General features: G+C 56.0%; 18 protein-coding genes and 1 tRNA gene. 12 read left to right on the top strand and 7 right to left on the bottom strand.

All coding sequences use genetic code 11. The features are described 5' to 3' along the window. Nucleotides 1-99 precede the first annotated feature (99 nt). Both ACSQ16_RS13170 and ACSQ16_RS13165 read right to left on the bottom strand, forming a co-directional pair. Complete coding sequence (locus tag ACSQ16_RS13170) at nucleotides 100-567, bottom strand: disulfide bond formation protein B (protein ID WP_435988559.1); 468 nt, start codon at nucleotides 565-567, stop codon at nucleotides 100-102. Continuing rightward, the gene (locus ACSQ16_RS13165; RefSeq protein ID WP_093926480.1) at nucleotides 564-1,142 is read right to left on the bottom strand and encodes a YqaA family protein; all 579 of its coding nucleotides are present in this window, start codon (nucleotides 1,140-1,142) and stop codon (nucleotides 564-566) included. The genes ACSQ16_RS13170 and ACSQ16_RS13165 overlap by 4 nt, the downstream gene beginning before the upstream one ends. A gap of 123 nt (nucleotides 1,143-1,265) precedes the next feature. Between ACSQ16_RS13165 and ACSQ16_RS13160 the strand changes: the two genes are divergently transcribed. Both ACSQ16_RS13160 and ACSQ16_RS13155 read left to right on the top strand, forming a co-directional pair. Beyond that, nucleotides 1,266-1,349 (top strand) — tRNA-Leu (locus ACSQ16_RS13160). 403 nt (nucleotides 1,350-1,752) lie between these two features. Continuing rightward, on the top strand, nucleotides 1,753-3,822 hold the full coding sequence (locus ACSQ16_RS13155; protein ID WP_435988558.1) for a lipase family alpha/beta hydrolase: 2,070 nt from the start codon (nucleotides 1,753-1,755) through the stop codon (nucleotides 3,820-3,822). A 51-nt stretch (nucleotides 3,823-3,873) separates the two neighbouring features. On the opposite strand, the gene ACSQ16_RS13150 is transcribed toward ACSQ16_RS13155, so the two are convergent. The 5 genes from ACSQ16_RS13150 to ACSQ16_RS13130 form a co-directional block, all read right to left on the bottom strand. Beyond that, complete coding sequence (locus tag ACSQ16_RS13150; RefSeq protein WP_435988557.1) at nucleotides 3,874-4,917, bottom strand: tyrosine-type recombinase/integrase; 1,044 nt, start codon at nucleotides 4,915-4,917, stop codon at nucleotides 3,874-3,876. Nucleotides 4,918-5,231: 314 nt separating this feature from the next. Continuing rightward, complete coding sequence (locus ACSQ16_RS13145) at nucleotides 5,232-5,510, bottom strand: hypothetical protein (protein WP_435988556.1); 279 nt, start codon at nucleotides 5,508-5,510, stop codon at nucleotides 5,232-5,234. Continuing rightward, the gene (locus tag ACSQ16_RS13140; protein ID WP_435988555.1) at nucleotides 5,503-5,682 is read right to left on the bottom strand and encodes a hypothetical protein; all 180 of its coding nucleotides are present in this window, start codon (nucleotides 5,680-5,682) and stop codon (nucleotides 5,503-5,505) included. The genes ACSQ16_RS13145 and ACSQ16_RS13140 overlap by 8 nt, the downstream gene beginning before the upstream one ends. Before the next feature lie 129 nt (nucleotides 5,683-5,811). Then, complete coding sequence (locus tag ACSQ16_RS13135) at nucleotides 5,812-6,264, bottom strand: HIRAN domain-containing protein (protein WP_435988554.1); 453 nt, start codon at nucleotides 6,262-6,264, stop codon at nucleotides 5,812-5,814. Nucleotides 6,265-6,344: 80 nt separating this feature from the next. Continuing rightward, nucleotides 6,345-6,704: a helix-turn-helix domain-containing protein gene (locus tag ACSQ16_RS13130; protein WP_435988553.1), complete on the bottom strand. Its 360-nt coding sequence runs from the start codon at nucleotides 6,702-6,704 to the stop codon at nucleotides 6,345-6,347. A 305-nt stretch (nucleotides 6,705-7,009) separates the two neighbouring features. On the opposite strand from ACSQ16_RS13130, the gene ACSQ16_RS13125 reads away from it, so the two are divergent. The 10 genes from ACSQ16_RS13125 to ACSQ16_RS13080 all read left to right on the top strand — a co-directional run bounded on the left by ACSQ16_RS13125 (nucleotide 7,010) and on the right by ACSQ16_RS13080 (nucleotide 14,110). Beyond that, nucleotides 7,010-7,417, top strand: a complete 408-nt coding sequence (locus ACSQ16_RS13125) for a hypothetical protein (protein WP_435988552.1) — start codon at nucleotides 7,010-7,012, stop codon at nucleotides 7,415-7,417. Between the two features lie 142 nt (nucleotides 7,418-7,559). Then, on the top strand, nucleotides 7,560-8,048 hold the full coding sequence (locus ACSQ16_RS13120; RefSeq protein ID WP_435988551.1) for a hypothetical protein: 489 nt from the start codon (nucleotides 7,560-7,562) through the stop codon (nucleotides 8,046-8,048). Nucleotides 8,049-8,294: 246 nt separating this feature from the next. Next, nucleotides 8,295-8,681: a hypothetical protein gene (locus tag ACSQ16_RS13115; RefSeq protein WP_435988550.1), complete on the top strand. Its 387-nt coding sequence runs from the start codon at nucleotides 8,295-8,297 to the stop codon at nucleotides 8,679-8,681. Then, a complete protein-coding gene (locus ACSQ16_RS13110; RefSeq protein ID WP_435988549.1) occupies nucleotides 8,681-9,325 on the top strand; it encodes a hypothetical protein in 645 nt (214 codons plus the stop codon). The genes ACSQ16_RS13115 and ACSQ16_RS13110 overlap by 1 nt, the downstream gene beginning before the upstream one ends. A gap of 210 nt (nucleotides 9,326-9,535) precedes the next feature. Next, complete coding sequence (locus ACSQ16_RS13105) at nucleotides 9,536-10,135, top strand: hypothetical protein (protein WP_435988548.1); 600 nt, start codon at nucleotides 9,536-9,538, stop codon at nucleotides 10,133-10,135. Continuing rightward, the gene (locus ACSQ16_RS13100) at nucleotides 10,132-10,869 is read left to right on the top strand and encodes a hypothetical protein (protein WP_435988547.1); all 738 of its coding nucleotides are present in this window, start codon (nucleotides 10,132-10,134) and stop codon (nucleotides 10,867-10,869) included. Before ACSQ16_RS13105 ends, ACSQ16_RS13100 begins: the two co-directional genes overlap by 4 nt. A gap of 147 nt (nucleotides 10,870-11,016) precedes the next feature. Then, the gene (locus ACSQ16_RS13095; RefSeq protein WP_435988546.1) at nucleotides 11,017-11,418 is read left to right on the top strand and encodes an HNH endonuclease signature motif containing protein; all 402 of its coding nucleotides are present in this window, start codon (nucleotides 11,017-11,019) and stop codon (nucleotides 11,416-11,418) included. Between the two features lie 30 nt (nucleotides 11,419-11,448). Continuing rightward, a complete protein-coding gene (locus tag ACSQ16_RS13090; RefSeq protein WP_435988545.1) occupies nucleotides 11,449-11,787 on the top strand; it encodes a hypothetical protein in 339 nt (112 codons plus the stop codon). Between the two features lie 231 nt (nucleotides 11,788-12,018). After that, nucleotides 12,019-12,456, top strand: a complete 438-nt coding sequence (locus ACSQ16_RS13085) for a phage terminase small subunit P27 family (RefSeq protein ID WP_435988544.1) — start codon at nucleotides 12,019-12,021, stop codon at nucleotides 12,454-12,456. Further along, nucleotides 12,443-14,110, top strand: coding sequence for a terminase large subunit (locus tag ACSQ16_RS13080; RefSeq protein ID WP_435988543.1), 1,668 nt, complete (start codon nucleotides 12,443-12,445; stop codon nucleotides 14,108-14,110). Before ACSQ16_RS13085 ends, ACSQ16_RS13080 begins: the two co-directional genes overlap by 14 nt. The last annotated feature ends 1 nt before the right edge of the window (nucleotide 14,111 follow it).

Here is a 14,111-nt window from a genome sequence, read left to right as displayed (position 1 = left end):
CCGCGCATCTGTCTAACGGCAAGCCGTCAAACTGACCGTTTCGGGGGTGTTTTTGACAAACTGAAAGGGTATCTTTCCAGTTTGTCGATTTTTTGTCGGTTAGGCTGTTTTGCGCGCCGCGGCGACCCAAAGACCAACCAAGATAAAGGAGAAGATCGCATTCCACCCGGCCATCGACAGGCCCAGGAGCTGCCAGACGATCTCATCACACATGACAAGGCCGCTGGGGCCGTCGGTGGACAAAAGCGAGCCCCCGTCGAGGCTGCCCAAATCCATGCCGCCTCCGGTGCAGGAGCTCGGCCCCGGCCACCAGCCCCATTCAACGCCCGCATGATAGGCTCCGATCAGCCCAGTGACTGCTGCCGCCGCAGCGCCAAACCATGCAAGAACACGCGGTCCGCCCAACAGCAAGATCGCCCCGATCAGCACCGCCGCCGCATGGGGCCAACGCTGCCAAAGGCACATCTGACAGGGCGCATAGCCGCCCAAGTGCTGAAATCCAAAAGCGCCAAGCAACAGCGCGGCAGAGCCGAGCGTTGCCAGTGAAGTCAGTGCTTTGCCCGTCATAGAACCTTTACCACCATAAAGCCGCCAATCAGCAGGGCGACGGCCAATGTGAACATCAAACCCAAGCGCCGTTCAATGAAATCTCGGATCGGTGCGCCAAAGCGCCACAGCAGCCCGGCCACCACAAAGAATCGCAGCCCGCGGGCAAGGATCGAGGTCATGATAAAGGTGCCCAACGGCATTCCGGTCCAGCCCGACATGATCGTGATGACCTTGTAAGGAAAGGGCGTGACCCCCGCGACCAGCACCGCCCAGAAGCCCATATCGTTGAAACGGGTTGAAAATTCCGCCATGGCCTCTGCCTTGCCCAAGCTTGCGAGGATCGGCTGGCCTAGGCTTTCAAAGGCGAGCGCGCCGATGGCATAGCCCAAAAGCCCGCCCAAGACCGACGCGACCAGCGCCACCCCAGCGATCAACCAAGCCCGGCGCGGCCGTGCGATAATCATCGGAATCATCAAAATGTCAGGGGGGATGGGAAAGAATGAACTTTCAACAAATGCCACCACGGCAAGGGCCCATAGGGCGTGGCGATGTTGGGCCAGGCCCAAAGTCCAGTCATAGAGGCGGCGGATCATTCGGGGGCTCCGGCTGTTTTATATGCATCACCATGTCGCGTGACCAAGGTCAAGCAAACAGGGCTTAGATTTTGTGAAAATCCTCTTGCTCACACCGTCTTTGCAGGCTACATCGCCCCACGTGCCCAAGTGGCGGAATGGTAGACGCAGGGGATTCAAAATCCCCCGCCGCGAGGCGTGCCGGTTCGAGTCCGGCCTTGGGTACCACCTTGATCCTAGCAAGGTTTTCCGCGAAAGACTGGTTTGTATTCGCGGTGTTGCGTTTCAATTCGCCCCCCATGGTTGCCCCCCTTTCTTGTTTTGTGCGCTCTTTGTTCTTGTCCGAGCGATCTAGCTTTAAGGGGTCAGGCACTCACAAAAACTACCTTTGCAGAGACCAGGTATTACTCCTTTCGATATTGGCGTGCTCGTTTGTTGCGCTCAATTGAGGGTCATACCCACTTGGTTTACATGCCGTTTTTGGGGAACCGAGCATTGCAATTGACATACATGCCGCGTGAGACATCGCGAGCCTAAAAGTGCATGGATATTGACCGTGAGGTACTTCACTGAATACGGTAGATATTCAAAACGATCTAGTTGCTAGCGAGTTTCATGCCGAGGTTTTTTCATGAAAAACTATACCTTCATTGCTTTAATGTTTGTTTCAATTTTATGCTTCGGCCCCGTTCATGCGCAGTCGAAAGAATTATCCGGGTTCAGCCCTAGCCCCAAACCCATCGTTTTTGTGCCTGGTGTCATGGGATCGAGACTATTTCGGGGGAAAGAAGAGATTTGGGGTTTGTTTCCTTTTGAGGCCAAATCAGTGATCTATGACCCTGAGGAGGAAATCCGAACGGAAGTTTTAGATTCGATTTCTTTTCTAGGAGCCACGATGCGCGATTGGGCATATGGCCCTTTCATGATCGAACAAAAGGAATCGTTCACGACGGACCTTTACACATTCAGTTATGACTGGAGGGCGTCAAACAGGGTTTCTGCTGAGAGCCTGAATAAATATCTATGTTCCGAAACGAACCTGCACAGCGAACCTGTCGTTCTAGTAGCGCACAGTATGGGAGGCTTAGTATTTAAACATTGGGTTTTAGACTTTTATGGAAAACCCTGTCCGAATTCTGGGGCAGTCATCAATTTTGATCGAGTGATTTTCGTTGGTACGCCGCATCTCGGTGCACCATCCGCCTTCCTATCTATGATCTATTCGGTTGATTTGTTTGGTCAGAATGCAATTAGCCGGCAACTACTTGATAACTTTAATGCCTTCGGAAGCAGTTTTGATAGCATCTACGAGTTGCTACCATTTGCGACAGTTCATGACGGTAGCAATCGTTCTCGAGGAAAGACCTGCTTTGACGATCCTTTGTCGGAGCATGGCCTCCCAACCGGCATCAAAGGTCCAAGAGTGTTCTGGCGCGAGAAAGACGGAGCGCTTTATGCTTTCGATCCCTTCAATGCGCGTTTCCTCTCAAAACTCGGCATGATGGACAAAATTCGTAGGTTGCAAATTGCTTCTCCGCACCTCGTTCCCAATTTAGAGCGCTATCTCGAAGAAAAGCTGGATTCAGCGCTTGAGAACACTTGTCGCCTCGCGTCGTTCGAGCTTCCAATCGATTTGAAAGACAAAGTGCTTTATTTCGTTGGGAGTATTAAAAGCCGAGGGGTTAGCATAGACTCTACAGTTACATCAGTCACTCTTTCGGCTCAGCGAAGAGGAGATGCCGCATATTTTTCAACATATGAACTCGAAGAACAGGATTCGACGATTTTCATCGAAACAACAATGTCATCTGGCGATCAAACGGTTCCGGTCGGAATTGCGTCCAATGGCGTAATCCAAGGAGCCGGTGTCCGTTCGAGTGACGCCTCACACTTAGGCTTGCTAAGTCATGGTACGCTCGGAGAACTTATTAGAAGGGCGATCACTAGTAGGAAAGCGGACAGTAGCGGGACGATGTCAGGAAAGGACTTCGCATTCATGTTTGAAGATCCAGAACTTGCCATCTCTGTGGCCGGTGGTTGGGCCAATAGTTCAGCCGATTACGCCTACTTAGAGCAGTCTAGTGAGATTCAGAAAGAAGCGGTCATCGGTGACAAAGGACTCATTTTAGAGGGTATCAGGGGTGGCTTTAGGGTTAGCGAGCGTGCTGCAACTGGTGATGTCGGGGGCGTGTTGTCGGCAGGCCTTGTTGAGGAGTTGCTGAATGGAGGTTTGAGTTCTCCAGAGGAGGCGCTTAAATTTGTCTATGAAAACCCAACAGCCGAAAATTGGCACTTGGTCGCTTCACTAGAGGAGTTTGATAATAGCGTGAGAGCTTCGGCAGCAGTGGAAGCGGGTGCCCTTTATCTTGCAGATAACAGGTCCGACGAGGCAAAACTTGTTTATGATTACTTTTTAGGAGATTCTTCACAAACAGGCCTAATTGAAAATGTAACAGACGATGAAAACTTGTTGAAAGCGGCAATGACTGGTTCGACAATTGCATCATCATACGCCGGCCCTGATCAATTTTTGATGGCGGGAGGCTCTACGATCAAGGTTCTCGATGCAGCATCACCTCAATTTTATGGTAGCGAGGAGTCAGAAATTATCGATGCCATCTCAGCTGCAATTCGCAATAATTCTGGCAAGGAAGTGCCCGAGTTCAAGGGTTTTCTGCTGGACTTCCCAAGTTTAGATTAGATGGCCAGAGAGGGTCACCTACCTTTCTACTTGGTTAGAGCATTTCCGATGCTACTTCCTGCGTTCCTGAGCGGCCCTTGATAGCCTCAGTCGGTTCGCTCGCTTTCGATAGTACGCAACCATTTCAGCGCTTTGGTTTGTGACAGCTTGGATCTCTGCATCCGAGCACCCGGCCTCTGCCAGCTCCACAATAGCCAATTTTCGAAGGCCATGTAGCGTAAATGGCCTTGCTCCATCCCCCAAGGTTCCGCGCCAGCCACGAAATGCCTTTTCCACTGCGTCATAGCCGACGGGTTGTCGCAGGTTCTTAGCGATCAGGTGGTCACCCCGCGGCGGCAGCACCGCAATGAAGTCGCGTAGCCGGGTAGGGCAGTACGTCTCAAAGAGCTCATCACCTTTTTCGTCAAGCACGGTCATCGTATCGCCATGAAACTGGTCCCGTTTCATGCTGATCGCGGCGTTGGGTCGCTGCCCGGTTCCAAGGATCAGATGTGCTGCGATCTGCACGTTCATCGGCGCGGTATGAAGCTTCTCCACAAGCCAAGCAGGCCACGGCTCATATTCGCGAGCCGGTTTGTATGATGCCAGTTTCTTTGCAGGGTTTGGACCGAGAGGCCAGTCTAGCTCGGTTGTCGCATAGTTCCAAAGTATGCTGATTACCTGAGCGTATTTACTAGCCTTGCGTGGAGTACCTGCCATTTTTGCTAGCGCTGCCTTCAGAGCTGGTCGGGTAGTTCGCGCCATATTCTTGGCGCCGTTCTTTTCCATTACCCGGTCCATATCGCGACGATAGCTAGCCCGCGTCGAGGCTGCTAGGTTTTGCTGGACGGTATGATCTGAACGCCATGCGATGATACATTCGCGCCATGTATGTTTGGGTGCTCGTTGTTGAGCCGCGTTGAGGCCCGATCGGCATTCCCAGTAAAGGCGGTCAAGTCGTTGCGCATCACCTTGCCAATCAAGAGCGATGTTCTTCTCTTTGCGTTTGCCATTCTCAGTCCAGCGAATGCGAAATATTGGCTCCCAGGCATTCTTCTCGGGCCGAAATCTCCATTTCAGCTTTTCCTTTACTATGCGGGGGCGTGGCGGCTTCAAAGGTCGAAATCCTCATTGGGCAGAGCAGCGTCTCCGTTAAGGATCGCGTTGATATCGGCTACACGCCAGCGGCGGTGTCCTCCGACGCTGCATGGAGGGGGTAGGGCCCCGCTATTTACTAAGCGCCGAAACTCGGCCGCAGGCAAATCGAGGAGCTTTGCGGCTGTCGTGTCCCTTACGGCCAGTGGTGGAAGTGGAGCGTTCATCGGTCTGTCTTCCGTCGTGCGGTGAAAAAAAGGCCGGAGAGGCTGTAGGTACCCCCCGGCAAGTTGGGGGCGAAAGGGAGGTTCGAAATCGCCCCGGCAGTTATCAAGTCAGTTGCGTGGGTGGGCGATGCGCCCGCGCCAGGCATCAAATTCGGTGCGCAGTTCTGCAGAGCGCTGCGCGGCCTGGGGGTTGTCCGCCAAGTCGCGGCGCGAGGTCACGCGGCAGATGCTGCGCAGATATTCAGCAGAAAAGCTGGGCAGGCATTGGCCTGTCGTCCCGCCGCATCGGATCGCCGCGAAATTCTGAAACTGCGGTTCATTGCACAGGATGCCTGCCTGTTGGGGGAGGGGGAGGATATCGAAGGGGGTTTGGAGCCGATTATGCATGATGCATGTCCCGCAATCGAACTTGGCGGACTGTCTGGCCGCGTTGTGATTTCAGGATCAGCCAAGCGGTTACACGCAAGCCTTGATTGGTTGCGCAGCGCTCTGGGTCGGTCAGGACGCCGCGTGCTTGAGCCGCGCTGATGTCGGTAACCTTGAGGGGATGGATGTTCATGCTGACAATCTCCAATAGTCGTAGGAGATCTGTTAATCCATTAAATCTGGATAGTAAAGAAAATAGTTCAGTTAATCTGGATTAACAAAATTTGCGATTCGCTGCTATATTACCTTTGGGCGCGAAATTTTACTCTGCCGAGGGCTCTTTGCCGATCTTGAACGGTTTGCGATGAAGTAGGTGGATGCCATAGCTGCCCTCACTATCTCCATCTAGCCAGCCACCGACAACGTTCGCACTGACGTTTGCGGTTTTTCCTTGCAGACCCTCCGTGGACAGGAAGTCTCTATAAATTATTGCCTCCTTTTTGGGGAGGTAACCAATTGTCTCACACTGGAATTGTACGCGGACAGCATTTGCGTCGTGCGCGTTGTCTGGTTCTTCGACAAGCAGAACCCTCAGTCGATCTCGTTTTCCATCGCCGCTCTTCGGGCCAGCAAGGGTCGCAATCTGCTTCTGATACCTCGAAGTTCCGACGACTTTGACACTAACCGTGTCAGAGCCAATCAGGCGGAAATGGCTTGGCCCAGGTTGCTTTAGGTCGGGCGAGGATTTTCTGAAGAGCCAAGAAAATATTGACATTATCAATCCTTGTTCTGCTAATGTTCCATTTTACGGGGGGATTTACGTGAATAGGTATTTGGTGAAGTCGGCTGCTTTTCTTATTCGTTCTGGGGTGAACGTGAACTGGCTTTTCGATCCGGTTCAGTCACTGAGGTCTGCGATTCGAGGATGTCGAAAATAGCATCCCGAACATCTGTCGGTAGCTGGGCGAACTCGCCTGCCAAGATGAAGTTAAAATCAACTCTGTGCGCGCGGTAAAGCCACCTCATCATGTTTAGCTGGGGGTAGTTGCGCGCGTTCTCTGCGTTGTTCCACGCGGTTTGCCCGGCTCCGGCTTCTCTGGCGGCGTCTTTCTGATTAAGACCGGTCAATAGTCGTGCAGCGCGCAGGCGCGCGGCGCACGCTTCTGGGCTGTCATCATGTCGGCGAGCAAGGCGCTCTTTGTCTAGTAAATTCATGAGTTTGGTTTACCCGATATACAGAAAATGTGAATTTCTGTTATCTGGATGCTTTACTATCCAGATAATCTGGATTATGCGTTCTGCATGAATGACGTTTTGCGCATATGTAATACTGTAGGGCGGCGTGAACTCGCTGCGCGTTTGGGAGTAGGTGTCACCGCGGTAAGTAACGCTGTGGTATCTGGTGCGTTCCCGGCGAGATGGTTCCTTGTCATCAAGACAATATGCGACGAAGTTGAACTGGATTGCCCGTATGAGCTTTTCACATTTGTGAAGAGTGAGACGGAAGGAAGAGACGCAGCATGAGTGCCGGCATTGTCTCTCCGCGCAACGAAAAGGGGCGCACAAGTTGCGCGCCCCGCTCCGCCCTTCAAATTGTTGTTCCATCAACTGATCACTCACAGGTCAAAGATGGAGTGAACATGCCGAAAAATCTTTCCAAAAATGTACGTCGCGGCGATTTTCTTGGCGGACGTCACAAAAGCATGTCGCGGAAATGGTTTGCCGCGTTGCTGTGGCGCGCTTTCCCGGCAGCGTCGAACATTGAAGTCGCCCGCCTTGGTGCCCCTGTTCTGGGGGTTTCAGAGCGGCAAATCACAAACTGGCTGAACTGCGAGAATGACGCGGCATTGAGTTATGTCACTGCCGTGATGGTTCTTGCGGGTGTCGAATGCGCTCTCGATGGGGTGCGGGGAGGGAAAGCCGCATGAGGCTACGCACACGAATTGCGGCGATTTGGTTTCAGGCGTGGTCATCCCGCGCTGATCTTATTGCGGCTAAGTGGCAGAGGCGTTCGCGTCGCTGGCACCGCCGTTCGGAAAAATTTTTCCATAAGCTATACGGTGGCAAGTAGTGGCTTTGAATATCGAGAACCGCGACGGCTTTGCTGAACTATGGAACGCTAACACCTCTGCGCTTTTGATGGCCCAGATTTACAGCTGCACCAAAGGTCGCATCTACCATTGGGCGGTGAAGCATGATCTTCGCCCCCGCGACCCAAAGGGCCACGTGATCCAGATCATGGCGACAGATTTCACCGCGCTCTGGACCAGCATGAAACCCACTAAGGATATTGCCAAAGACCTGCGCTGCACGGAACGTGCAGTACTGCGTCTCGCAGATCATTTTCAACTTGGATCGCGTGATATTCGTGCCGCTGCGGCTGCGGTCACGTCTGCGCCGCGCGCAGTGCCGGGCGCGCCGTTCTGGACTTGTGACCGGGACGATCTGGTTCGCGCTACGGGTGGGCGTTATCGCGCATTGGGACAGCTCGCGACCGATCTAGCGATAGACACGGCCAAGGTTATAGCGCGTTGGCATCGTCTACGGGTGCAATCGTGAGTGTCCGGAGCCAGGTGAATGCCGTTCTGACAGCGGCCTGGGATGCGGCGGGGTGTCACCGTTTTGAACTGTCCGCAGGCGGCTTGGCCTGGCATCTAATTCAGGCAGGATTGATCGATGCTGACGCGAACCTGGGTGAAGCTGCAGAGGCAGTAGCAGAATGGCGGTTCGCCCGATGATGCCGTTCGATGATTTCCAGGGGCTGTTCGTGAGGGCGCTAAAACCAGCCATGGCAGGGGCTTTGCGATGACACGTCAAGCAGACACCCGCTTTGCAAACGCAGTGGTAGTGCATCCAGAGCCGGAACGGTTTCAAGATGCGGCCTTCGCGGAACTGCAGATCGCACCCCCCTGGTCGATCGGCATTTGCTTTAACCCCAGCTGCGGCAAGCCGTTCAATCCGGCGCGTAGCTGGCAGATTTACTGCGGCACCTCCTGTCAGGCCGCTGGCACGGCTGAGATGCGCAAGTGGGGTCATAAGATGGCCTTGCCGATGCTGGTGCATCGCCTGGGCAAGTATGACCGCCAGGACGAAGGCGTCATGGAACGAACCCGAGCCGCGCGCCGCTATGTCACCCAGGTGCAGAGCGCCTGGCTGGCCGATCGCAACATTAGGCAGAGGGAGGCCGCATAATGACGGCGACACATTTGCGGGCCGTGGATGGGATCAGCTTACCGGAATATCCCGAGGAGCTTTGCGATCCACGCCTGACGTCTGATTACTTCACTATGTTCTGGCATGACCGCTGGCTGTCCAGCACTCTGCATCTGACCGCACCGATGGCTGTCCAGGGCGCGGCGTTGAACCTGTTTTTTCTGAGCCGCAAGCAAACGCCGGTCGGATCGCTTCCGGTCGATGACAAGGTGATCGCGCGGCTGTTGCGGGTCGACCTCTCAGATTGGCTGGGGTGGATGGCGCAGCCGGTCACGCCTTTGCACAACTGGCGGCGTTACGAATACGGTGAAGGCGAAGTCTACGGGCATCCGGTGGTTATCGAGGTCGCGCGAGATGCACTGCAGCGGCGCGAGGTCCGTAAGGCCAGCGTGGAGAATAAGGCGATCTATCAGCGTCAACAGCGCCTAGTTGATGTGATGCGCGAAATGCGCTGCGACAAGGCGCTGTTGGCGGACAAGGTGTTGGTTGAGCGGCTGGACGCCTGGTTGATGCAGAACCATTCCGGCCAACGTCGAATGCCGCAGTTTGAAGCATCTGTAACCCGCGCGCTAAACCATGCCGTCCATCAGGGTTGGATCGGTGGCAAAGGAAGCCGTCATTGATTTCATTGGCTAAATCGCTGCGTTTGTTCCTAGAACAGTTCCGAACAGTTCCAGAACAGTTTTCCACAGATTGGAACAGTTCTGCGTAAAGGAAAGGAAAGGAAAGGAAATAAAAGAAAAGACACAGAACGGAACAGATGACGGTCAATCGCAGAGCATGGGTGCGCAGGTCGATAGGTAGCAAGGCTTAGAAGAAGGGGAATGGGGCAAATGGACGAACAGGCACAGAAGGACGGGCAGAAGCGGGTGCAGGCCTTGCTGATCGATCAGCTGGAACGGATGGGTCTGACCAGACCGGCAGGGATGACCAAGGCGCAGTTTGCCGCAATGCAGGACGAATTGTGTCAGCGGCTGGCCTATATGAGCGAAGACGGGCTGGGCGCATTGGCAGAAGATATGGCAGGGCGCGGCGGCGGAAAAGAGCGTGATCGTTTCCCTTTAGCGGCAAGGGTGCTGGAACGGTCGAGGCACATCGAGCCACCGCAGGCGGACGCATCGCCGCTGATGCGCAAGGTATTTGCAGCGCGGGTCGGTCAGGAGGCGCTGGCAAAAGGCTTTGGGCCAGAACTGATGCGCTGGCTGCGCGCCAACCGGCAATGGCCGACCGCCTATGTGGTCAAGGGGATTGAGGATGGCGCGCGCGACAACCTGCGCCGCGCCGAGGATTTGCGCACGGGCATCGAGCGGGGCCGCGATATGTCGGCCAGTGATCGCGCCTGGCTCGATGCGCGTCAGGCCGAGGTCGCCCGCTGTGCCAGCGCTCGCGACCTGGGCCTGGGTGACGCAACGCGCGGCAAGGTGTCAGCATGATGGCGGTCAAGGTGCCCCTGCCGTCGCCGCTCGACATTGAGGTCGCCAAGCGGTTGGGACTGCGGCCTGACCAGGTGACGCGGGATCACCGGGACCAGCTGCTGCGCCAGCTGCAGGATCATCTTGCCCAGGTGCCAATTGCTTGTGACCGGGATCAAATCCCCCGCGCGCCGGCGCGCGGTGCGGTGCTGATGTTCCAGCCGCGAGAAACGGTCATTACCGAAGCGGGCAACGTCCGCACCCGCGATGTCGGTCAGTTCGCAGCCCTGATGGTGCAGGATGCTTTCCACAAGGCTGAACTGCAGGCGGCACGGCGAAAGCAGCCTGCGCCCTATACGCCTAGCCAGATTGGCATCGGTCGGGTGTACCGCGATCTGTTCGACCGCTGCGAAACGTCAGGGCTAAAGCTGTCACAACTGGGCCAGTCGAGTGGCGGCGGCGATGGCACCGGAATCAGCGAAGCGGTGCTGGATGACCTGCAGTATCTGCGGCGGCTCGATCGCTGCATCGGGACCGGCACGGCTCTGGCGGTGCGCCGGGTGCGCCCGTCAAAGCGTGGCGGCACTGCATCCCGACCTGCGCGCAACATCACCGATAAACGCCTGGTGCATATGTTCTGCGTCGATGGAGAGACATTGAGCGCCATCCTAGTGGCGCATGGCTGGTCAGATAGGGGCGAAAGCAAAAAAGCGCTGCACTGCGCCCTATGCGCCGCGCTGGACCGTATGCGGTGAGGTTTCCCCGTGTGTTGCGAAAGGGGTTGACCGTTAGGTCGGTGATCCGTAGCACTTATGACATCATCACCAAATGCGCCCACCGGAAACGGTCAGGGCGCATTTTTCGTGGGACTTCCTGAAATCACAGCACGGCGAGGGTCAGCGATGGCATTGCGTAAAGTCTGCACGGCAGCCGGATGTAATGACCTGGCGATCGAGGGTCAGGCAAATTGCGAGGATCACGCGGCGCGCGCAGCAGCTGGCACGGCAGCGCGCCGCGCCCGGGCACAGCAGTCGGATCACGCGCAAGCCCATCGCCAGCTGTACAAGCTGAAAGGCTGGATCGCCGGGCGGTTGCGCTACCTGCGCCTCAATCCGCTTTGCGTTGATTGTGCCGAATTGGGGGCGGTCGAGCCTGCCACAGAAGTGGATCACATCGAGCCGCACAAGGGTGACCGTGCCAGGTTCTTCGACAGATCGAACTGGCAAGCCCTGTGCAAGTCTTGCCACAGCCGGAAGACCGCGCGCGAAGTTTTCCATGCTGGGAAGTGTCAGCAAATGAAATAATTGGGCGCTAGCTCAGATTGAGAGGGACCAATGCCAAGCAAAATCCTACCCCCGGAAAAGTGGGAGATCAGCTTCAGCAATGGCAAACTGATCCTGTCTGCGGCAGTTCAGATCATGGAAGATGGTTCGGAATTTCTATCTCACAAAGCGTTCTCGCTAGTCGACGATGGTTCGGATTATCCTGCCGGTCTCGACGATCTCGAAAGCGCTCGTTTTACCGTCAACGAGATTGACTCGATTTCGGGTTCCGGCGAGCACAGCAAACTTCATGCCCGGAACCTCCTCGGTGAGACCGTTAAGATCGCGGACAACCTGAAACTCTTGATAGATATTGACGGTGTAGCGCGCGCCTTCATCATCACGGCATAGATACTCAGCAATCACGCGGTTCATTGGCAGCACTCCAAAAGGGTTAGCGTCATCGTGAACCGGTCAGGGTGTCAATCCCGACAGCGCTGGATCGACTATCCCCAAAGGGGGGGTGGTCTGAAAACTCAGCTGCCTTGCTAAGGACCGGCGTGGGTACGTTTCTTTTTGTGGCTGCGAAATTGGAAGAAAAAGCCCACGGGGAAAGCCCTGGATCAGAGAGAGGAAGATCAGATGAAAGGACGCAAGCCGAACACTGGCACGGTAGTGCCTTTCAAGGGTGATGCCAAAAAGCACGTGCCAGATGCGCCTGAGTTTCTGAGCGATGACGCACGCCACGTCTGGGATGAATTGGCAGGCCAGCTGGTCGCCAAAGATCGGCTGGAACCACATCACATCCATATGTTCGCGGGCTATTGCGAAAGCGTGTCGAACTTCATCCACGCAACCCACTGTCTGGCGATGGAGGGGCTGTACTATGAGACACAGACCCGCAACGGAAAACAGCAAAAGAAGACCGCGCCCTGGGGTCTGCAGCAAGAGGCGCTTGGCCAGATGCAACGTCTGGGCGCGCTGTTTGGCATGTCGCCGGTCGACGAAAAACGGCTGGGCGCTGCAGGTCAGGGCGATCTGTTCGAAGATGTTCTGGGCATGTTGAATGGAAAGGGCTGACGATCCGGTTACCGGATACGCCGAAGACGTGATCGCGGGCAAGACCATTGCGGGAGACCTAGTGCGGCGCGCCTGCGAACGTCATTTGATGGATCTAGAAACCGGTGCCGATCGCGGGCTGTTCTTCGATCACGACGCGGCCCTGCGCCCGATCCGCTTTGGCGGGCTGTTGCAACACTCTGTTGGGCCTTTGGCAGGTCAGCCGCTGACCTTAGAGCCGTGGCAGCAGTTTCGCATTGGCTCGATCTTTGGTTGGAAGCGGGAAGACACCGGGCTGCGGCGGTTCACAACCTGCTATAACCAAGTGGGCAAGAAAAATGGCAAGACCACTGAAACCGCGCTGCCGCTGATCTATACGCAGCTGTTTGATGGCGAGGCCGCGCCCCAGGCTTACTGCGCCGCAACAACCCGCGACCAGGCGGGTCTGCTATTCAAAGAAACCAAGCGGATGATCAAGCGGTCGCCGTTTCTAAGTCAGATGATGCAGGTCTGGCGCACATCGATCGAAACCCCGCGTTTTGACGGCTCAATCTCTTGCCTTAGCCGCGACGGCGACAGCAGCGACGGGATCAACCCCAGCTTTTTGGCGCGCGATGAAATGCACCGCTGGACCGATCGGGAACTGGCGGAAACGATTGTCGAGAGTATGGCGGCGCGGGGCCAGCCGATCGATTGGGTGATCACCACTGCAGGCCATGATCGGGCCAGTCTTTGCGGGGAACTGCGGGGGTATGCGGAAAGCGTCTTGCGCGGGGCGGTCGATGATGATGCCTTTTTTGGCTATGTGGCAGAGCCGCATCCTGACTGTGACCCGCTCGATCCGACTGCTTGGGCCATGGGTAACCCGAACCTGGGCGTGTCAAAGCCGTTGGCCTTTGTGAAGGCGCAGGCGGAAAAGGCGCAGATCATCGCGGGCAAGATGCCGAATTTTAAGCGGTTCCATTTGAACCTTTGGACCGAAGGCGCGGAAACCTGGATCGACCGCGACAGTTGGGATGCGGGCCTGGGCGCTGCCCCCTTCGATCCACGCAAGCTCTATGGGCGACCGGCCTGGGTTGGTTTGGATTTGTCGAACAAGATCGACACGACCGCGATCGTGGTCGCCGTGCCGGTCGATGGGGTGATCTATCTGATCGCCTACACCTTCCTGCCAGAGGGGCCGAAGGGCTTTATTAAGCGGGCGCAGAAAGAAAAGCGCGAGTTTGTCGGTTGGCGGGATCAGGGTTGGCTAGAGGTCCACAGAGGCGGGGTGATCGACGAAGACGAGATCGCCGATCGCTTGGAGTGGATCAGGGCCAAGTTTGATCTGCGCGAAGTGGCCTATGATCCCTGGGGCATGAAGAACCTGGCCAAGAAATTGGACCAGCGGCGCTTTCCCATGGTCGAGCATCGCCAAGGTTATGCGTCGATGTCTGAGCCGATGAAGCGGGTCGAAGAACGTATGGTTCAAGGCACGATCCGCCACGGCGGCAACCCGGTGCTGGCCTGGCAAGTGGGCAACGTCCACCGCGATGAAGACGCGGCGGAAAACGTCAAGCCGAACAAGAAGAAATCGAACGGGCGCATCGATGCTGCCGTCGCCATGATCATGGCGATCGGGCGGGCAGAGGCACAAGAAGGCAAGCGCAAGGCGCGCGAAATCGAGGTAGTTTGAC

This window comes from Sulfitobacter sp. SH24 (genome assembly GCF_965641895.1).
GTDB classification, from domain to species: domain Bacteria; phylum Pseudomonadota; class Alphaproteobacteria; order Rhodobacterales; family Rhodobacteraceae; genus Sulfitobacter; species Sulfitobacter dubius.
The sequence above is the reverse complement of the archived record's forward strand: the minus strand, read 5'-3'. Positions and strand labels throughout refer to the sequence as shown.